This is a genomic window from Arthrobacter sp. TE12231 (genome assembly GCF_054062895.1).
Genome location: NZ_JBSSFS010000001.1, coordinates 582,624 through 599,468 on the forward strand (window position 1 = coordinate 582,624; position 16,845 = coordinate 599,468).

Here is a 16,845-nt window from a genome sequence, read left to right on the forward strand (position 1 = left end):
ATGGGCAACTCCGTACTCCCCGCCAACCTTCCCAACAGTGATCTTCCCCACTTCGTGGGAGTCCTCGGAGGCGGCCGCATGGGCGCCGGCATCGCCCACGCCTTCCTGATCAAGGGCGCCGATGTCCTGGTCGTGGAGCGCGACGAGGCTTCGGCCGAGGCCGCCCGCGAGCGGGTCGAGTCCGCCGCGGCCAAGAGCATCGAACGTGGCGCCGTAGACGGCAATCTGGACGAGATGGTCTCCCGGCTCGCGGTCACCGTCGACTACGACGACTTCGCCGGCCGGCACCTGGTGGTTGAGGCGGTGCCGGAAGACTGGGACCTGAAGGTCACCGCCCTGCGCGGCATCGAGGAACGGCTCGACGACGACGCCTACCTCGCCTCCAACACGTCATCACTGTCCGTCAACGGGCTGGCCCGCGAGCTGAAGCGGCCGCAGAACTTCCTGGGGCTGCACTTCTTCAACCCGGTTCCGGCGTCGACCCTGATCGAAGTGGTCCTCGGCGAACAGACCTCCCATGCCCTGGCCCAGGCCGCCCGCGGCTGGGTAGAAGCTCTCGGCAAGACGGCCGTCGTCGTCAACGACGCCCCCGGCTTCGCCTCCTCGAGGCTTGGCGTCGCGATCGCCCTCGAAGCGATGCGCATGGTGGAAGAGGGCGTGGCGTCCGCCGAGGACATCGACAACGCCATGGTCCTGGGCTACAAGCACCCCACCGGACCCTTGCGGACCACAGACATCGTCGGCCTCGACGTGCGCCTCGGCATCGCGGAATACCTGCAGTCCACCCTGGGGGAGCGCTTCGCCCCGCCGCAGATCCTCCGCGACAAGGTGGCCCGCGGCGAACTGGGCCGCAAGACCGGCAAGGGGTTCTTCGACTGGACCGACTGACGGCAGGGCGGGGACTACCTTGCTGCCCGGGCGTCCAGGGTCTTCTTCATGCCGTCCATGGCCGGAGCCGCAAGCGACTGGAAGGCCGGCTTGACGAACGGTTCGGCAAGCTTGAGCCAACCTTTGAGCCGGAATTCTGCGGTGTACCGGACTTCGGATCCGGAGCCTGAAGGCGTGACGTCGATGGTGTCCACGGAGATGACTGACTTGTTTTCGCCACGCAGTTTGATGACAGTCCCGGCGAGCTCCACGACCTCGTAGATCAGCGTCTGCCGCTTGCCGCGAAACTCCGCTTCGGCGTGATAGCGGTGGCCCACAGCCACCGGGCCGTCGGAGAGCTTCCTGACCACCGGCGTCCCGGGGTCCCATTCCGGCGTGTGTTCGAAAGCGGCGAGGTATGCGAAGGCGCTACTGGCATCCAGGGCTGAGCGGACCGTACCGGTGACTGTGATCATGGCCCCAGCCTACCCAGAAGGCCCGGCATGGGGACCGAACCTGCCTCCGGGCCGCCCGTGATCCGGCAAACAGCCGTCTCCCGCACCTAGGATGGTCGCGTGAACCGCATTCATCCCACAACGCTCACCGGAAAATATGTCGTGCTGGAACCGCTGAGCCAGGACCACCACGACGGCCTCGTGGACGCGGTGCGCGACGGCGAACTGTGGAAGCTCTGGTACACCGGCGTCCCCGAGCCGGAGGGGATGGCAGCGGAGATTGACCGCCGTCTCGCGCTCCAGGAGCAGGGATCCATGCTGCCGTTCGCCACGCGGCTGATCGATCCGGCCACCGGCACGCCCGGCGCGGTCATCGGCATGACCACCTACATGAACATCGATCCGGTCACGCCGCGCGTCGAGATTGGATCCACCTGGAACGCCGCCTCCGCGCACGGCAGCGGCACCAACCCGGACTCCAAGCTCCTGATGCTGCGGCACGCGTTCGAAACGCTCGGGTGCCCGGCGGTCGAATTCCGGACACACTGGCTCAACCACCAGTCCCGCGAGGCGATCGCCCGGCTGGGAGCCAAGCAGGACGGCGTCCTGCGCAGCCACTCCCGCACCGCCGACGGCGTCCTGCGGGACACGGTGGTCTTTTCCATCCTCGAGCACGAGTGGCCCATGGTCCGCAACGGCCTCGAGGCCCGGCTGGCCAGACGGCGTCAGCGGGTCGAGTAGGCCTTGGCCTCGCGAAGTGATGCGAAGTACGCCGTGTAGCCCTTGGCGTTCGGGTGGTAGTTTTCGGGACTGGCCGGGGCCAAAAGGTTGAGATTGATCCACGGGGCCGCGGAATTGACGCCATGACCGGCGAAAGCGGCCCGTACATCGACGTACTCCGCTCCGGCGGCCCCGGCCGCGGCGGCGATGGAGCCGTTCAGGCCGTCAGCCAGGTGTGTGGCTTTATAGATGAACAGGGACATCGGATCAGTCTGACCCGGGGCGACCGGATCATAGAGGTAGGGGTAGCCCGTCACCACAACCCTGGCGTTGGGGGCGGCAGCCTTCACGCTCTGAATCATCGCGGTCACGTCACCGTCCAGTTTATGGCTGGAGATCTCGCCCTCCGCGAAGTCCGTCGCCGCGGCGCACTGCCGCCCCGCGACGGGACTCACCATGGCGGCACTGCAGTACGCAAGGATTGCCCCAAACCGGAGATTGTTGCCGCCAGCTGTGATGGTGACGAGGTCGGTGGTCTTATTCAGCTGCCTCAGCTGGGTGTTCACGACGTCCTGGGTCGTCGTGCCGCTGCAGGCCGCGTTGGCGACCAGCTTGATGGTTGGCGCGTGGGCAGCGAGTTCGGAATAGGTGTTCTCGCTGCGGTAACAACTATCCAGATACGGACCGGCCCCCAGCCCGGCGGCGTAGGAGTCTCCCAGCGCGATGTACGTGGTCCTGCCCACCGCCTGCGCCGGCACCCCCGCCAAACCGGCCGCCATTGCCAGGGCGGCGAGACCGGCTGCCAGAGCCGTTCGCCGGCGTCGAAGTTTCAGACTTCCCATGGTGTTCTCCTCAGTAACACGCTGGCTTCAGCGCCCATGCTTTGAAATCGCATCGCGAAGGGGTGTCAGCCCCGGCGGCAGGCGAACTGAAAAGGAGTCCGGCGGCTACCGGGTGCTCCGCTACTCTGCGGAATCGGGAACCCGCACCATGCCAATATTCCCACTGTGTATGTCTTTTGGGAATCCTGCCGTGGATCGGCGCCGGGGCGTGTGATTAGCTTTCAGGATGACGATTCCTGCCGCCTCGGGTGGCTACGCCAATGGGATGGCGGTGCACAGAGCGATGCGCTGGGAGGGTGCGGTCAACGCCTGGCACGTGGCCGGGGACGTCTACCGCATGGGACGCCGCGAATGGCTGACCGAGGCCGGCTGGCGGCAGGCGTACGACCACGGCATCCGGACCGTCGTCGACCTCCGCAACGAGGCCGAAATCCGGCGCCGGGAGACCGACCCGCCGGTGGACGAGGCAGCCCTGGCGGCCTTCGAGGTCGTGCTGGCTCCCACCGAAGACCCGGCCAACAGCGAATTCCGTGAACTCTGCGTGCCGTACCTGAACGACCCCGCCTCCTATGCCGACAACGCCAGGCTCTTCCCGGACCTGCTGGCCGGCGTCTTCAAAGCGGTGGCCGCCGCGGAGGGCGGGGTGATCATCCATTGCTCCGCCGGGCGGGACCGGAGCGGCATGATCGCCGCCATGCTCCAGGACCTCGCCGGGCACAGCGACGAAGCCATTGTGCGTGCCTACCAGCGCTCCATGCGGGGCATCAACGAGCATCACCGGCGCTCCGCCGTCCCGCATCCGCACGAGCGCTTCCTGCCCGAGGACGCCCTGGTGCCCCTGCTGGAATCCCGCGGCGAAAGCCTGCTGCGGTTCGTTCGCCACGTGAAGACTGAAACTTTCTTACGCCACAATGGCATAACGGACCGGGAGTTGACGGCCATTCTGGCCAAATTGGGACGCTAGAGTAACCGGGTGAAGACTCCGAAGTTCCAGCTGATGGTGCGTGCTGCCGCCCTTGCGATCGCGCTCGCCGGCACCTTGTCCGCCGGAACCGTGTCCGCCATGCCGGCAGAGGCCGAAACCGGTACGGGAACGCCGACGCCGGTCCCGGCTGGGTCGTCACCCTCAACCTCGCCCTCGCCGGTCCCAGCGACGACGGCGGCGCCTGCCGCGTCTTCCCCGGCTGAGACTTCGGCTGGTTCTTCTGCAGCCGACTCTGCTCCGGCGCCTGCCACGGCGCCCATCAGCGGTACCGGTCTCGCCGAAGCCGTGCAGCGGGACCTTGGCATGACCCTCTCGGAATTCAACGCCGCCGGGGCCCTGGCCCGGCGGGCCGCCGACGCCGCGCCCTCCCTCCGTGCGCTCCCCGGCTATGTGGGGATCAGCCTCCACGCCGGCACGATCGTCGTCGAAGGCGAGGGCCCCGAGCTCCGGGCGCGCGTGGCGGAACTCAACCGCGTGGACCAAGTGAATGGCGTGGACCAACTAAATCAGGCCGGCCCTGCCGATTTCGTGCTGGCCGCCCCCGCATCCGCAGCCGTGGTCCCCTCGGCCGCCGAGCTCCTTGCCTCCAGCACGCAGCAACTGTTCGAGGCCTATGTCCGCGACGTCGGCGCCGCCGGGCTCCAGGCTGTCACCTACACCAACGGCCACTTCGTCATCCGAACCGGCGGCACAACGACGGCGCAAACCGGGCCTGCCTCCAGCGCCGGCCTGCTCACCGGCCCGGACACAACGCCGGCGACAGCGCCGGGCACTAAGCCGAAGATGTCCGCAGCGGACTTTGTGGCCCGCTACGCCAACGTAGCGCTGGAGCAAGGATCCCGGATCGCTACGGAGGAGGACTACTTTGGCGGCGAGGGCTACATCATTGACGGCCGGACCGTGTGCTCGGCCGGGTTCGGAGCCTTCGGCCCCGCGGGCGAGCCCCTGGTCCTGACGGCCGGGCACTGCGCCGCTGACGGCGCCGCGAAGCAGGCCGAGATTGAAAACCCGGCGGGTGCGCCGGCGGCCGGCGGGGCCGGTTCCGGCACAGCCGCCGGAACCCTGGGGTCCTTCGGATTCAGCCAGTTCGGCGGTCCGGGCAACACCAAGGTTGCCTCGGACGGGACCAATGTGGGCACGGACATCGCCGTCCTCCAAGGCATCAGAAGCAGCCTGGACCTCCAGCCCGCCGTCACCCGGTGGGACAACCCTGCCGATCCTGGGCCGACCTCCGTGAAGATCGTGGGAACCGTGGCTCCCTTCCAGGGCCAGCCCGTGTGCCGATCCGGCCGGAGCCTCGGCTGGTCATGCGGAACCGTGGACTCCGTGGGAACGTGGGTCATCGCCGGTCCGGACTCCCTGCCGCCGGACTACGACAACGATCTCCGGGCGCTGAACGGCTTTGACTCCACCACGGTCAAGTCCCGCCCCGGCGACTCGGGCGGCCCCTGGATCAGCGGGAACTTCGCGGTGGGCACGCACACCGGGGCGGAAAGCGACGGCGGCGTCCAGACCCGCGCCATCGCGACGACGCTCGAGGACGCCACCGGCCGGATCCCCGGAGGAGTCCAGCTGCAGCTGTTCCTGAATAAGCCGACGCTCGCCGCGGCCGCCAACGGAACCCTCACGGCCGGCGAGCCCATCACGGGCCACGTGGATGCCGGCCCGGCTTCCGTGGTGGCGCCGAATTCCAAGGTCCGCATCACGGTCCAAAGCTCAAACCCGGGCCAGAAGCCGGGCCAGCCGTTGGAAGTGCCGGTGGACGCGTCGGGAAACTGGCAGTTCCCCGCACCCGAGTGGGCCGGTTCCTTCACGTTTTCCGCGGAAACCGTGAACGGCTTCAGCCGCTCCGGGGCGGTCTCCCTGTCCGTGAAGGTCTCCGGCCTCGTGGCCCCGGTCATCACGGCTCCGGCAGACGCCCGGACGGACGGCCATGCGGACGGCCCTGGGCTGACCGCCGTCGAAACGATTGAGGGAACGGGGGAGCCCGGCCGCACGGTGCGGCTCTCCGGTGACTTCACCGGGACCGGACTGGTCGCCCCGGACGGCCGCTGGAGCATCAACGTGGCCGATCAGCCGGTCTTCGGAAAAGTCTCGGTGACCGCGGTGCTGACGGCTCCGGGCCAAACGGACAGCCCCTCCGCGACCAGCAGTTTCACCGTCATCCCGCCAGTCCCGGCGGTCTCGGGCATCCGCGATGGCAAGCATCTCCGTCAGGATGCCCTGCCCGCGAGCATCTCCGGGACCGCCGTCGATGGCGCCGAGGTCAGCGTGTCCATGGACGGTGCGGCCATCGGATCGGCACAGGCAAGTTCCGCCGGTACGGGGGCGAGGGCCTCGCTGCAGCCGCGGGTTCCGCAGGATCTGGCCGGCGGCGCCCGGTGGAGTGTCCCCTTCCCCGCAGGCCTGGCCGCCGGAGCGCATAGGCTTACGGTCACGCAGGCAATTGACGGGGTCGCTTCACTTCCGGCCGCCGTCGCGTTCACCATCGACGCCGCGCCTGCTTCCGCGGGCACCCCCGATGAGACGCCGGCGGCTCCCCAGCAGCCGGCCGTCCAGCAGCCCGCTCCCCGGCAGCCGGCCGTCCAGCAGCCCGCTCCCCGGCAGCCCGGAACTCCTGCGCAGTCGACAGTTCCGGCGCAGGTTCCCGTTGCGCAGGTTCCCGTTGCGCCGTCCACCGTCCCGCCCTCTACCGTCCCGCCGTCGGACGCCTCCGTCACGGTGGACGGCACGCCTCCGGGCAACGCAAACCAACTGGCCGGCACGGGCGCCGGAGGGCTGTTGTACGCCGCCGGTCTCGGCGCCGGTGCCCTGCTGCTGGGCGCGGCCGTCGTGATCTTCGCCCGGCGTCGGGCGGTGCGTTAGCTACCGCGGCTACTGGAAGTCAGCCAGCCAGAGATCCGGGCCGAAAACCTCGTATTGAATGTCCTTGGCAGGGACGCCGCCGGCAATCAGGGCGCTGCGCACCGACTTCAGGAACGGCAGGGGACCGCAGAGGTAGTACTCGGCGTCGTCGGGGAGCTCCACCGCGCTGACGTCCATGAACCCGGAGAACACGGATCCGGACGACTCTCCGGCCTCCGGGGGAGTCAGGAACCACGTCTTCAAGGTCCCGTCCGCCAGCGTCGCGAGATCCTCCCGGACCTGCGCCCGGAGCGGAAAGGACGCCTCGCTGTCATCGGCATGGAGGAGCATCACCTGGCGCTGGGAGCCGGACTTCACCAGGTGCGACAGCATCCCGGCCATCGGGGTGATCCCAATCCCCGCGCTGGCCATAACCAGCGGACGGTCCGTGTACTCCAGCACCACGTCGCCGAACGGTGCCGACAGCACCACCTCATCGCCCACCTGGACACCGTTGTGGAGCAGCGTGGACATCTCGCCGTCGGGAGTCGCGAGGCCGTGGACGCGCTTCACCGCGAACTGCCGGTGCTGCCCGTCGTCGGCCTTGGTGAGGCTGTATTGCCGGGGCTGCTGCACGCCGTCGGGCATGGCCATCTTGAGGGTCACGTACTGCCCCGGCAGGGACGGCTTGACGTCGCGCTCGTCGGTCCGTTCGACGACGAAGGAGACAACGTCCTCCGTCTCCTGGATCCGCCGCACCACCCGCCACGTCCGCCATATGGTCTCGGGGGAGAGGTGCACGGCGTTGTACAGTCCGCGTTCCTTGTTGATGAGCAGGTTCCCCATCAGCCAGTAGACCTCGTCCCAGGCGGCGGCGACCTCGGGAGTCACGGCGTCCCCGAGGACATCCACGATCGCCCACATGAGGTGGTCGTGGACAACCTGGTATTGGTCCGGGCTTAGTCCCAGCGAGACGTGTTTGTGGGCCACCCGGGAGAGCAGATGGTCCGGGACCTGATCCGGTTTGTCCACGAGCATGCCGGCGAACGCCGCGATAGATCCGGCGAGCGCCTGCTGCTGGCGGCCGTCCGCCTGGTTCCCCCGGTTGAAGAGGCCGTCCAGGAGGTCCGGCCGCGCCTCGAACATATGTTTGTAGAAGCGCTTGGCGATCTCCTCGATGTGCTCGCCGACTACGGGAAGCGTTGCCTTGATGACGGGAAGCGAGGTGTCTGAGAGCATGATGGGTCCCTTCCGGTGTGACCGGTTGCACCCAGCGTTGCCGGGCGACTCAGCACTTGCAAGCTAACAGTCCCGTCGTCGGGCCTTCCGGGTCGATCGGCCCTACATCACGCGGTGAGAGCGGTGTAGTCGGGCCTTGGCCCAGGACCCAGTTCGCCGGAAAGCTGCGGGCTCGCCGTACGGCTACGGCGAGCCCGCAAGTCTGGGGCGAACTCGGGGGTGCGGGACGGAACCCCGGGCCGCGAACTCGGCCGTCAGGACTTGCGGTCCAGCAACAGGTTGGTGATCCGCAGCGTGCAGAGCCGCTGGCCGACCTCGTTGGTGATCAGGACCTCGTGGGTGGTCAGGGTGCCGCCGAGGTGGATGGGGGTTGCCGTGATCGTGATGGTCCCCTCCCGGGCCGACTTGTGGTGCGTGGCCGAGACGTCGACGCCCACGGCCGTCTTGCCCAGCGTGCTGGCGTGGATCACGGCGGCCCAGGATCCTACGGCCTCGCCCACGGCCAGCGAGGCGCCGCCGTGCAGGAGCCCGAACGACTGCCGGTTGCCCTCCACCGGCATGGTCGCCACCACGCGGTCCACGGACTCCTCGACGATCTTCACGCCCATCTTCTCGTCGAGTTCCCCGAGGGTGATCTTCCACAACTCGGTGCTGCCGGTCTCGGGCGTCATAGCGTCTCCTTCGTTGCCGGCGGGCCATTGGCCTGGCCGGTCTGTGCTGCCGTAGCTAGTGTGCGGCAGGCCTCATTCATGTACTGTAGACATATTACCGAACGGACGGTCAGTAATGCTGGCCGTGTTGATCTTGCCCCGCGTTGGAAGGACCCGTCAACGATGACCACCACAGTCGTACCCACAGTAGACACCGTAGAGATCGTTCCCAGCTTCATCCGGGGTTCCTGGTGGACTCCCGACGCAGCCTCCGCCGCCGGCGCCGCGCCGGTCCTGGACGCCAGCACCGGCGAACTCCTGGCCAAGGTGAGCACCGAAGGACTCGACCTCGCCGCCGTCGTGGACTACGGCCGCACCACCGGGCAGGCGGAACTCGGCAAGCTGACCTTTCACCAGCGCGCCCTCAAGCTCAAGGAACTGGCGCAGTACCTCAACGGCCGGCGCGAGGAGTTCTACGCCCTTTCGGCACAGACCGGCGCCACCAAGATCGACTCCATGATCGACATCGACGGCGGCATCGGCGTGCTCTTCACGTTCGGTTCCAAGGGCCGCCGCGAGCTCCCGAACTCCCAGGTGGTGGTGGACGGCCCCATGGAGGTGCTGTCCAAGGACGGCTCCTTCGCCGGAGAACACATCTACACCCGCATCCCGGGCGTCGCCGTGCAGATCAACGCCTTCAACTTCCCGGTCTGGGGCATGCTGGAGAAGCTCGCCCCGGCCTTCATCGCCGGCGTCCCCACCATCGTCAAGCCCGCCACCCCCACCGGGTACGTGGCCGCGGCCGTCGTCAAGGCAATCGATGAATCCGGCATCCTCCCCAAGGGCTCGCTGCAGCTTATTTCCGGCTCCGTCCGCACCCTGCTGGACCACCTGGACTACCGCGACCTCGTGGCGTTCACGGGCTCGGCCTCGACCGCCAACACGCTGAAGTCCCACCCCAACGTGGTCAAGGGCGGCGTCCGCTTCACCTCCGAAACAGACTCCCTCAACGCCGCAATCCTCGGCCCGGACGCCGTCAAAGGCACGCCGGAATTCGACGCCTTCATCAAATCCCTCGTCACCGAGATGACGGCCAAAGCAGGCCAGAAATGCACCTCGATCCGCCGCGCGATCGTTCCGCAGGAGCAGGTTCAGGACGTCATCGCCGCAGTCGGGGAGCGCATCCGCGAACGCGTTGTGCTCGGTGACCCCCGCGCGGAGGGCGTCACGATGGGCGCCCTGGCCTCACGGGAGCAGCTCGCCGATGTGCGCGCGGCCGTCCAGTCCATGCTCGACGCCGGCGGCGAGCTTGCCTACGGCACGCTCGATTCGCCGAAGGTCACCAGCGCGGACGGGAGCATCGGCGTCGTCGACGGCGGCGCCTTCATGTCCCCGGTCCTGCTGAGCTGGGCCGACCCGGAAGCCGAGGAAGTCCACTCGCTGGAGGCCTTCGGCCCGGTGTCCTCGGTGATCGGTTACACGGATCTGGCCGACGCCGTCCGGCTCGCCGCCCGCGGCGGCGGCTCGCTCGTCGCCTCGGTCTGCACCAACGATCCCGCCGTGGCGCAGCAGCTGGTCACCGGGATCGCGGCCCACCACGGCCGTGTGCTCATGCTCAACCGCGAGGACGCCCGCAGCTCCACCGGCCACGGTTCCCCGGTCCCGCACCTGGTCCACGGCGGACCGGGCCGCGCCGGCGGCGGCGAAGAGCTCGGCGGCATCCGCTCCGTGATGCACCACATGCAGCGCACCGCCATCCAGGGCTCGCCCAACATGCTCACCGCGGTCACCGGCGTCTGGCACACGGGCGCGGACCGCAACTTCACGCTCGAGACTGAGGGCCAGCACCCGTTCCGGAAGTCCCTCGCCACGCTGCACATCGGCGACGCCATCCGCTCCGGGCTGCGCGAAGTCACGCTGGAGGAGATCACGAAGTTCGCGAACTCCACGGGCGACACGTTCTACGCCCACACCAACCCGGAAGCCGCGGCGGCCAACCCGTTCTTCCCGGGCATCGTGGCTCACGGCTACCTGCTCCTGGCCTGGGGCGCCGGCCTGTTCGTCGAGCCCGCACCGGGCCCGGTCCTGGCCAACTACGGGCTGGAGAACCTGCGCTTCATCACGCCCGTGGCGGCCGGGGACTCTATCCGGGTCACCCTGACCGCCAAGAAGATCACCCCGCGCGAGACCGACGAATACGGCGAGGTGGCCTGGGACGCCGTCCTGACCAACCAGAACGACGAAATCGTGGCCACCTACGACGTCCTGACCCTCGTCGAAAAGTAACCCCTTCCCGTTGCCCTATCACTTGTGGCTGCCTAAACCCCGGCAAAGTCATATGGTCGCTGCAACGCTCTGATTGATGGAGCGTTTGATGGTGAATGTGTTTTCCCTGGATGCGCGTACTGAGTTCTTTGATCTGGTGTGTGGCGGGATGTCGATTCTGGCTGCGGCCCGGCGTGTCGGCGCCACGCATGGGACCGGGAGGAACTGGTGGGCCCAGTCTGGCCACATGATGACTGTGGACACGGGGCCCGTTGGGGGTCTTTCGGATCCGGCGCCCACGGCCGAAGGGCCGGAGGGCCGGGCACTGAATCTGGCTGAGCGGGGGATGATCCAGATGGGCCTGCGCAGCGGACTCAGTTACGCCAGGATCGGTGAGGTGATCGGCCGGGACAGGTCCGTGGTCTGGCGGGAGGCGAAACGGAACACCGGCGCGGACGGGGTGTATTACGCCTCGGTCGCCCATACGAAGGCACATCAGGCCAGGCGCCGGCCGAAGGCGTTGAAGCTGGTCGGGGACGAGGCGCTCTGCCGGCTGATCGGGGTGTGGATGGATGACGGGTGGAGCCCGAAACTGATCTCGGCGATGTTGGCCTTCTACTTCCCCGACGATCAGACTATGCAGGTGAGCCACGAAACGATCTACCAGGCCTTATATGTTCAATCCCGCGGAAGTCTGCGGGCAGATCTGGCGGAGAAGCTCAGCCTGAAGCGGAAGCAGCGCGTTCCCCACGCCGGGGACCGGCACAAGAACAGCCCCTACAAGGAGGCGTTCAAGATCAGTGAGCGCCCGGCCGAGGTCCAGGACCGGGCGGTCCCGGGCCACTGGGAGGGTGACCTCATCATCGGCTGCGACGGGACCGCGATCGGCACTCTCGTGGAACGCTCGACGAGGTTCACGATCCTCCTCCACCTTCCCGGGGATCACACCGCTGACACCGTCGCTGCGGCGATGATCCGGGAGATGGGAAAGCTCCCGGATCACCTGCGCCGGTCGATCACCTGGGACCGCGGCACGGAACTCGCCGCGTACGCCCGGATCCAGACCGCACTGGACACCACGCTCTACTTCTGCGACCCGCACTCGCCCTGGCAGCGCGGGTCCAATGAGAACACCAATCGGCTCCTGAGATTCTGGTTCGAGAAAGGCTCAGACCTTTCCGTCCATACCCCGGAGGACCTCCGCCAGGTCGCCGCGAAACTCAACCGCCGCCCCCGACCCACCCTGAACCTGGAGACCCCAGCCAACCGGCTGAACCAGCTGCTGCACGCAGCCTAAACCCCGGCGTTGCTCCAACCAGTTGACTTTGCCCCCGGAATAGCAGCCATAAGTGATAGGGCAACAGTGGTGGAGGGTGCGATTGGCAAGTTCTTTCCACCCCGCTCCGGCGTAAAATCGTGCTCGTAGGAGGTGGCGAAATGTCCCTAGTACTCAGTAAAGCCACAACGGTCCTGCCAGTCGATGATGCAGAGCGTGCCCGGCATTTCTACGCGGACACCTTGGGACTCCCGCACCGCGGCGTGGCTGAGGACGGAAGCGAAATGTTCGGCTCAGAAGGCGGCCCCATGCTGCAGCTGATGCCAGTCAAGGATGGGATGCATTCAGAGCACACCACCCTGAGTTTCGAAGTCAGCGAGATCGAACGCACCGTCAGGGAGATGGAAGCCAAGGGCGTAACGTTCCAGGACTACGATCTCCCGGATCTCAAGACCGAGAACCACATTTGCACAACGGATTCCGAGAAGTGCGCCTGGTTCATGGACTCGGAGCACAATATTCTCTGCGTGCACGAGAACATCACCACGGTAGCTGATTACCAGCTCTAACCAAACAGCATTTCACCCAATACACCCGAGGGGAACAGCGTCCGGGCCTGCCGGGGCGCTGTTCTTTGGTCCGGGGAAGTTCGTCCGGGGAAGCTGCCGCCGTCGTCGGCCGGGCGGGGGCCCATTGACGAGGGCACGCGGGTTTTGCTCAGCGATACCGGTGCCGCCGCCGTGAAAGTGCCCCCGGACCGCTCGTGCGGGATCTGCGCCGGGCCACAGCCGGGGCAGGGGCGTGAGAAACGGCAACCGTTATGGGTCCCGGCGGTCTTCATTGGGGTCCTGGGCCGTTGCGTCCCCGTCCGTGGCCGGTCGTTTGTCATGTACCCGTTTTTCACCTCTGCGCCGGCCAAAAGACATCAGGGCGGACAGGACCGCCAGGACGACGACGATTCCGGCGATGATCAGGATGAGCTGAACCAGTTCCATTGTTGTGCCTCTTCCCTCTGCAATCCGTGCGGCCGGGTCTCTGCCGCCCTGCTGGCTATGAATACAAGGTGGCAGCCGGGTGGGGTCGGCGGTGTTGGCCCCCCTGGCTGCGCGGCCGGGTGGTGGAGCCGGCTAATGCCCCCCGGGCTACAGCATTTTTGCGCCGCGGTGGGGCTCTATGGCGAGGATGGTGACGTCGATCGTGCCGGGTATGAGGCCGGTGTGGCTTATGTTTTCACGCACGCGTCGTCGAACTGTTTCGGCGACGTCGAGGGCGGTGTAGGCGATGTCGGTGGCGATGTCGAGGTGGACGCGTGCGGTGCCTCCGCTGATTGTCGCCGTGACGCCGTTTTGCCGGTACGTGCCGTCCTGGCTGCCGGGATTGCGGAGGTTTTGCAAGGCGGCGGGACCGAGCCGCGCCAGGAAGCCTTGGATCGTGGGTTCAAGTCTGAGGACTCCGGGTGTTTCCAGTGTGGTGCGTGTGGCGATGGAGGCAATGAGCCGGCTGGTGATGATGGAGCCCTTGAGGGATTGGTCAGACATCGTAAAGGTCTTCAACAGTGATATTGACGGTTCCGGCGCCAATACCGACGCCGGCCGGAAGCGCGTTTCTGATCTCTTGTCGCAACGCCTCCATTGTTCGAGGGATGATGATCCCCCGGGCGGCGGCCACCCAAAGATTGACGATGAGGCGAGGACCATCATTGGTGGCGGTACCGGTGGTCCCGGAGGGGTGGTCTTCACCGGCGAGACTGGCGGTGCCGGAACGTATTTCGATCCGGCAGCGTCGTGAGTAGACGCCGGGGATCGCTGCCGCCGCGACGCGGATGAGGGAGCCCAAGGCCTGTTCGCTGATCTCCGTGGTGCCGTTGTCTGCGCTGCGCAGGAGGATACTGCTGCCGCGGCGGACTTCAGTGCGAGCCACATCCATGATGGCGTTTTCGATCCCGGGACGGGGTTTCAGTGCGGGATCGTGAAGGTCGCTTTCACGCAGTAAACGGGTTGCTTCGCCGAGTCTTTGCAGTCGGGTTCTGGCAGTTTGGCATTGTTCACAATGTTCTTCGTGTGCGGTGGGTGGCCGGTCGATGGTGGCCCAGATGCGGTCGATGCTTCGGCCGCAGCCGAGCCGGGGGATGTCTTCTAGCGCCATTCGCTCATCCCTTCTGCTATCTGGTGCCGTGCCCGGGCGAGTGTGCCGCGAACTGCTGTCGGGCTGATCTTCAGTGTGACACCAATCTCGGCGTAACTGCGTCCGTGCAGTTCCCGCAGCAGCCAGCAGGCCCTCTGTGCCGGGGGAAGCGTGTTTAGGACTGCGGTCAGGCCAGCCTGTTCGGCGGACCATTCAGCCTCATGGGACGGATCCGAACCGGCCGGCACCGCGCGGGCGCAGGCTTCGGGTATGGCGTCCATGTCCTCAGGTTGGATGCAGTTCACGGCATGGGCGGACCGCTTACGCAGCAGGTCCAGGCATTTGTTCGTCGCCAGCCGGTAGATCCAGCCACCGAATGCATCGACGTCAGCGAGCATGGGAAGACCGCGCCAGCCCGTTGTCAGAGTCTCTTGCACGATGTCTTCGGCTTCGCCATGGTCGTTGAGCATCCGATACGCCAGCCGAAAAATTCTGTACTGATAGGTGAGCACCAGGTGTTCGAATGCTGCCAGGTCGCCGTCCTGGGCGCGGGCGACGATGCTCCCTTCGTCCAGGTCCGGTTCGAAGCCGGGGCCATGATCACCCATGCGCTGTCCATCCCGTCCGGTGACTTACCGGTATCTGGCCAAATATGCCACAGCCGGGCGACGCCGGGAACCATGCCGAGGTTCCGGTGCCCAGGGAGGAAAATAATCCGCGCCATCACGTGACGATTCCTGTCGGGTTTCGTCTTTATCGGTGTAAGTACGATCACCAGTCCACGAGGAGATGTTTTCCATGACAGAGACACCCAGAACCCCCGGAACTGCCAGCGGCGTCATGGCCACACCCGACGATCAGATGCGCGGCGGCGCGCCGGAACTAGTGAAGGCGAGGGACGCACTGCACACCGATCGCGGCGACACCACGATCGAGGAAACCGTAGTGCAGAAGCTGGCCGGCATAGCGACCCGCGAGGTTCCCGGTGTGTACGCCATGGGCAGTGCTGGCCGGCGGGCGTTCAGTGCACTGACGGAACGCATTCCCGGTTCCCAGACCAATGTCAGCGGCGGCGTCAGCGTGGAAAAGGGAGAACGTCAGACTGCCATCGACGTCTCCATTGTCGTCGACTACGGGTTCTCCGTGGTGGAGGTCAGCCAGGCCATCCGCCGCAACATCATTCAGTCCGTTGAGCGCGCGACCGGGCTGGAAGTGCTCGAAGTGAACATCAATGTCACCGATGTCCACCTGCCCGACGAAGAACACGAAGACCAGCAGGTCCAGAAGACCCAACTGCAGTAACCACCCGTCACAGAATCCTCCGCCAAGGGGAACGGGACGATGAGGAAAAAGGATGGCTATGTCTACTACACGTTGGTGCGTGACGATAGGACTAGTACTGGGAATCGTTCTGGGCTTCGGCGGCTGGCTGGCGCTGCTGTCCGCGGTGATCCTCGGATTTATCGGACTGCTGGTCGGCCGGGTCGCGGAAGGAAAACTCGACTTGCAGGCCCTGTTCGGTAGAGCATCGAGCCGATGAACCCGCCAGGAGCCCACGCCCTGCCGTTGCCAGGGGACGGGGCCGGGGGCGGGTCCTTGCCCGGGGCCGGGGATGCCGGCCCGGACTTCGTCGAGACGGGCACGCGGGGGCAGACCGTCCTGGCGGCCAGGGTGATCGAGAAAATCGCCGCCCAGGTCGCCAGCGACGAGTCCTCCGCCGGGGGTTCCTCCGGCGGATTTCTGGGTATCGGGAACCGTGCTGACCTCTCTGCCCGGCCCAAGGCATCCGTGGAACTGGCCGGGAACATCGCGACTCTAAAGGTCGAGGTCGGGATGCTGTACCCGGTGCCGTTACGGCAGGCCACCGAGGCTCTGCGCGGCCGGATCAGGACCAGGGTGACGGAGTTGACCGGAGTTGACGTCCGAGAGGTTGACATCAGGATCTCGTGGCTGACCACCGACACCAACGGACGAAGGAGGTTGCTATGAGCCGGCACGGCCAACGGTCCTCGCGCCTGCGGCACCGGCCCAGCCGCGCCGTCCCGTCACTCATCGCCGGAACCCTGCTTCTGGCCGTCGGCGTTGCCTTGGTCTGGCTGGCCATCACCCGGCTGGTCAACGGCACTTGGCCCACCCTCCTGCAGGGACCGCGCGACTGGCTTACCGCGCTGGCGTGGAACGACCCCGCCGTCGGGCAGATCGGGATAGCCGCCATACTGGCAGGGGTGATCCTGTTGCTGTGCGCCATCATTCCCGGAGGGTTCAATGCCCTCGCAATCGATGATTCCCGCAGCGGCGCGGGGGCCGAGGCGCCGCCGGTGCAGGAGCGGGAAACAGTGATGACCCGCCGCGCCGTCGCCCGCCTGGCGAAAGCCCGGTGCCTGCAGATCGACGGCGTCGGCTCGGCGGCGGCAACAGCCACCACCCGGCGCGTACACCTGAGCGTGAAGACTTCCCTGCACGAGCCGGGGGACCTGCGCACCAGGGTCATCGAGGCTGTCCGGGCCCGTCTGGAAGAAACCGGGCTCTCCCCGGTTCCGCAGGTTACCGCCACGGTCCGGTCCAGAGACTAAGACTA

General features: G+C 66.7%; 19 protein-coding genes. 11 read left to right on the forward strand and 8 right to left on the reverse strand.

What is annotated here, in order from left to right; genetic code table 11:
- Positions 1–888, forward strand: coding sequence for a 3-hydroxyacyl-CoA dehydrogenase family protein (locus ACVWYS_RS02615; RefSeq protein WP_456508343.1), 888 nt, complete (start codon positions 1–3; stop codon positions 886–888).
- Positions 889–902: 14 nt separating this feature from the next.
- Here ACVWYS_RS02615 and ACVWYS_RS02620 read toward each other — a convergent pair whose 3' ends face one another.
- Complete coding sequence (locus tag ACVWYS_RS02620) at positions 903–1,343, reverse strand: SRPBCC family protein (RefSeq protein ID WP_456508344.1); 441 nt, start codon at positions 1,341–1,343, stop codon at positions 903–905.
- A 99-nt stretch (positions 1,344–1,442) separates the two neighbouring features.
- On the opposite strand from ACVWYS_RS02620, the gene ACVWYS_RS02625 reads away from it, so the two are divergent.
- Complete coding sequence (locus ACVWYS_RS02625; protein ID WP_344366440.1) at positions 1,443–2,063, forward strand: GNAT family N-acetyltransferase; 621 nt, start codon at positions 1,443–1,445, stop codon at positions 2,061–2,063.
- On the opposite strand, the gene ACVWYS_RS02630 is transcribed toward ACVWYS_RS02625, so the two are convergent.
- The gene (locus tag ACVWYS_RS02630) at positions 2,048–2,884 is read right to left on the reverse strand and encodes an SGNH/GDSL hydrolase family protein (RefSeq protein WP_344366437.1); all 837 of its coding nucleotides are present in this window, start codon (positions 2,882–2,884) and stop codon (positions 2,048–2,050) included. The two genes, ACVWYS_RS02625 and ACVWYS_RS02630, sit on opposite strands and share 16 nt — an antisense overlap.
- 283 nt (positions 2,885–3,167) lie before the next feature.
- On the opposite strand from ACVWYS_RS02630, the gene ACVWYS_RS02635 reads away from it, so the two are divergent.
- Both ACVWYS_RS02635 and ACVWYS_RS02640 read left to right on the forward strand, forming a co-directional pair.
- The gene (locus tag ACVWYS_RS02635) at positions 3,168–3,848 is read left to right on the forward strand and encodes a tyrosine-protein phosphatase (protein WP_344367143.1); all 681 of its coding nucleotides are present in this window, start codon (positions 3,168–3,170) and stop codon (positions 3,846–3,848) included.
- A gap of 9 nt (positions 3,849–3,857) precedes the next feature.
- On the forward strand, positions 3,858–6,734 hold the full coding sequence (locus ACVWYS_RS02640) for a hypothetical protein (RefSeq protein ID WP_456508345.1): 2,877 nt from the start codon (positions 3,858–3,860) through the stop codon (positions 6,732–6,734).
- Positions 6,735–6,743: 9 nt separating this feature from the next.
- Here the strand turns inward: ACVWYS_RS02640 and ACVWYS_RS02645 are convergent, their stop codons facing one another.
- Both ACVWYS_RS02645 and ACVWYS_RS02650 read right to left on the reverse strand, forming a co-directional pair.
- The gene (locus ACVWYS_RS02645; RefSeq protein ID WP_456508346.1) at positions 6,744–7,952 is read right to left on the reverse strand and encodes a globin domain-containing protein; all 1,209 of its coding nucleotides are present in this window, start codon (positions 7,950–7,952) and stop codon (positions 6,744–6,746) included.
- 254 nt (positions 7,953–8,206) lie between these two features.
- On the reverse strand, positions 8,207–8,623 hold the full coding sequence (locus ACVWYS_RS02650) for a PaaI family thioesterase (protein WP_456508347.1): 417 nt from the start codon (positions 8,621–8,623) through the stop codon (positions 8,207–8,209).
- A 162-nt stretch (positions 8,624–8,785) separates the two neighbouring features.
- Between ACVWYS_RS02650 and paaZ the strand changes: the two genes are divergently transcribed.
- From paaZ to ACVWYS_RS02665, 3 genes are all read left to right on the forward strand, one after another.
- Positions 8,786–10,888, forward strand: a complete 2,103-nt coding sequence (gene paaZ, locus ACVWYS_RS02655) for a phenylacetic acid degradation bifunctional protein PaaZ (RefSeq protein ID WP_456508348.1) — start codon at positions 8,786–8,788, stop codon at positions 10,886–10,888.
- An 88-nt stretch (positions 10,889–10,976) separates the two neighbouring features.
- Positions 10,977–12,164 carry an IS30 family transposase gene (locus tag ACVWYS_RS02660; protein WP_456509319.1) on the forward strand — a complete coding sequence of 396 codons (1,188 nt, stop codon included), beginning with the start codon at positions 10,977–10,979 and terminating at the stop codon, positions 12,162–12,164.
- 140 nt (positions 12,165–12,304) lie between these two features.
- On the forward strand, positions 12,305–12,712 hold the full coding sequence (locus ACVWYS_RS02665; protein WP_116765250.1) for a VOC family protein: 408 nt from the start codon (positions 12,305–12,307) through the stop codon (positions 12,710–12,712).
- Between the two features lie 249 nt (positions 12,713–12,961).
- Here ACVWYS_RS02665 and ACVWYS_RS02670 read toward each other — a convergent pair whose 3' ends face one another.
- The 4 genes from ACVWYS_RS02670 to ACVWYS_RS02685 all read right to left on the reverse strand — a co-directional run bounded on the left by ACVWYS_RS02670 (position 12,962) and on the right by ACVWYS_RS02685 (position 14,875).
- Positions 12,962–13,138, reverse strand: coding sequence for a hypothetical protein (locus tag ACVWYS_RS02670; protein WP_456508349.1), 177 nt, complete (start codon positions 13,136–13,138; stop codon positions 12,962–12,964).
- A gap of 147 nt (positions 13,139–13,285) precedes the next feature.
- The gene (locus ACVWYS_RS02675) at positions 13,286–13,681 is read right to left on the reverse strand and encodes an Asp23/Gls24 family envelope stress response protein (RefSeq protein ID WP_456508350.1); all 396 of its coding nucleotides are present in this window, start codon (positions 13,679–13,681) and stop codon (positions 13,286–13,288) included.
- Complete coding sequence (locus ACVWYS_RS02680; RefSeq protein ID WP_456508351.1) at positions 13,674–14,288, reverse strand: Asp23/Gls24 family envelope stress response protein; 615 nt, start codon at positions 14,286–14,288, stop codon at positions 13,674–13,676. The genes ACVWYS_RS02675 and ACVWYS_RS02680 overlap by 8 nt, the downstream gene beginning before the upstream one ends.
- Positions 14,279–14,875, reverse strand: a complete 597-nt coding sequence (locus ACVWYS_RS02685) for an RNA polymerase sigma factor (protein WP_344361766.1) — start codon at positions 14,873–14,875, stop codon at positions 14,279–14,281. Before ACVWYS_RS02685 ends, ACVWYS_RS02680 begins: the two co-directional genes overlap by 10 nt.
- Positions 14,876–15,128: 253 nt before the next feature.
- Between ACVWYS_RS02685 and ACVWYS_RS02690 the strand changes: the two genes are divergently transcribed.
- The 4 genes from ACVWYS_RS02690 to ACVWYS_RS02705 are packed head-to-tail and all read left to right on the forward strand — an operon-like array spanning position 15,129 to position 16,840.
- Positions 15,129–15,569 (forward strand): Asp23/Gls24 family envelope stress response protein, encoded by a 441-nt coding sequence (locus ACVWYS_RS02690; protein ID WP_344362097.1) that lies wholly within the window; start codon positions 15,129–15,131, stop codon positions 15,567–15,569.
- Between the two features lie 58 nt (positions 15,570–15,627).
- Positions 15,628–15,807, forward strand: coding sequence for a hypothetical protein (locus ACVWYS_RS02695; protein ID WP_344361769.1), 180 nt, complete (start codon positions 15,628–15,630; stop codon positions 15,805–15,807).
- On the forward strand, positions 15,804–16,256 hold the full coding sequence (locus ACVWYS_RS02700; protein ID WP_456508352.1) for an Asp23/Gls24 family envelope stress response protein: 453 nt from the start codon (positions 15,804–15,806) through the stop codon (positions 16,254–16,256). The genes ACVWYS_RS02695 and ACVWYS_RS02700 overlap by 4 nt, the downstream gene beginning before the upstream one ends.
- Positions 16,253–16,840, forward strand: coding sequence for a DUF6286 domain-containing protein (locus ACVWYS_RS02705; protein ID WP_344361774.1), 588 nt, complete (start codon positions 16,253–16,255; stop codon positions 16,838–16,840). The genes ACVWYS_RS02700 and ACVWYS_RS02705 overlap by 4 nt, the downstream gene beginning before the upstream one ends.
- Positions 16,841–16,845 lie beyond the last annotated feature (5 nt).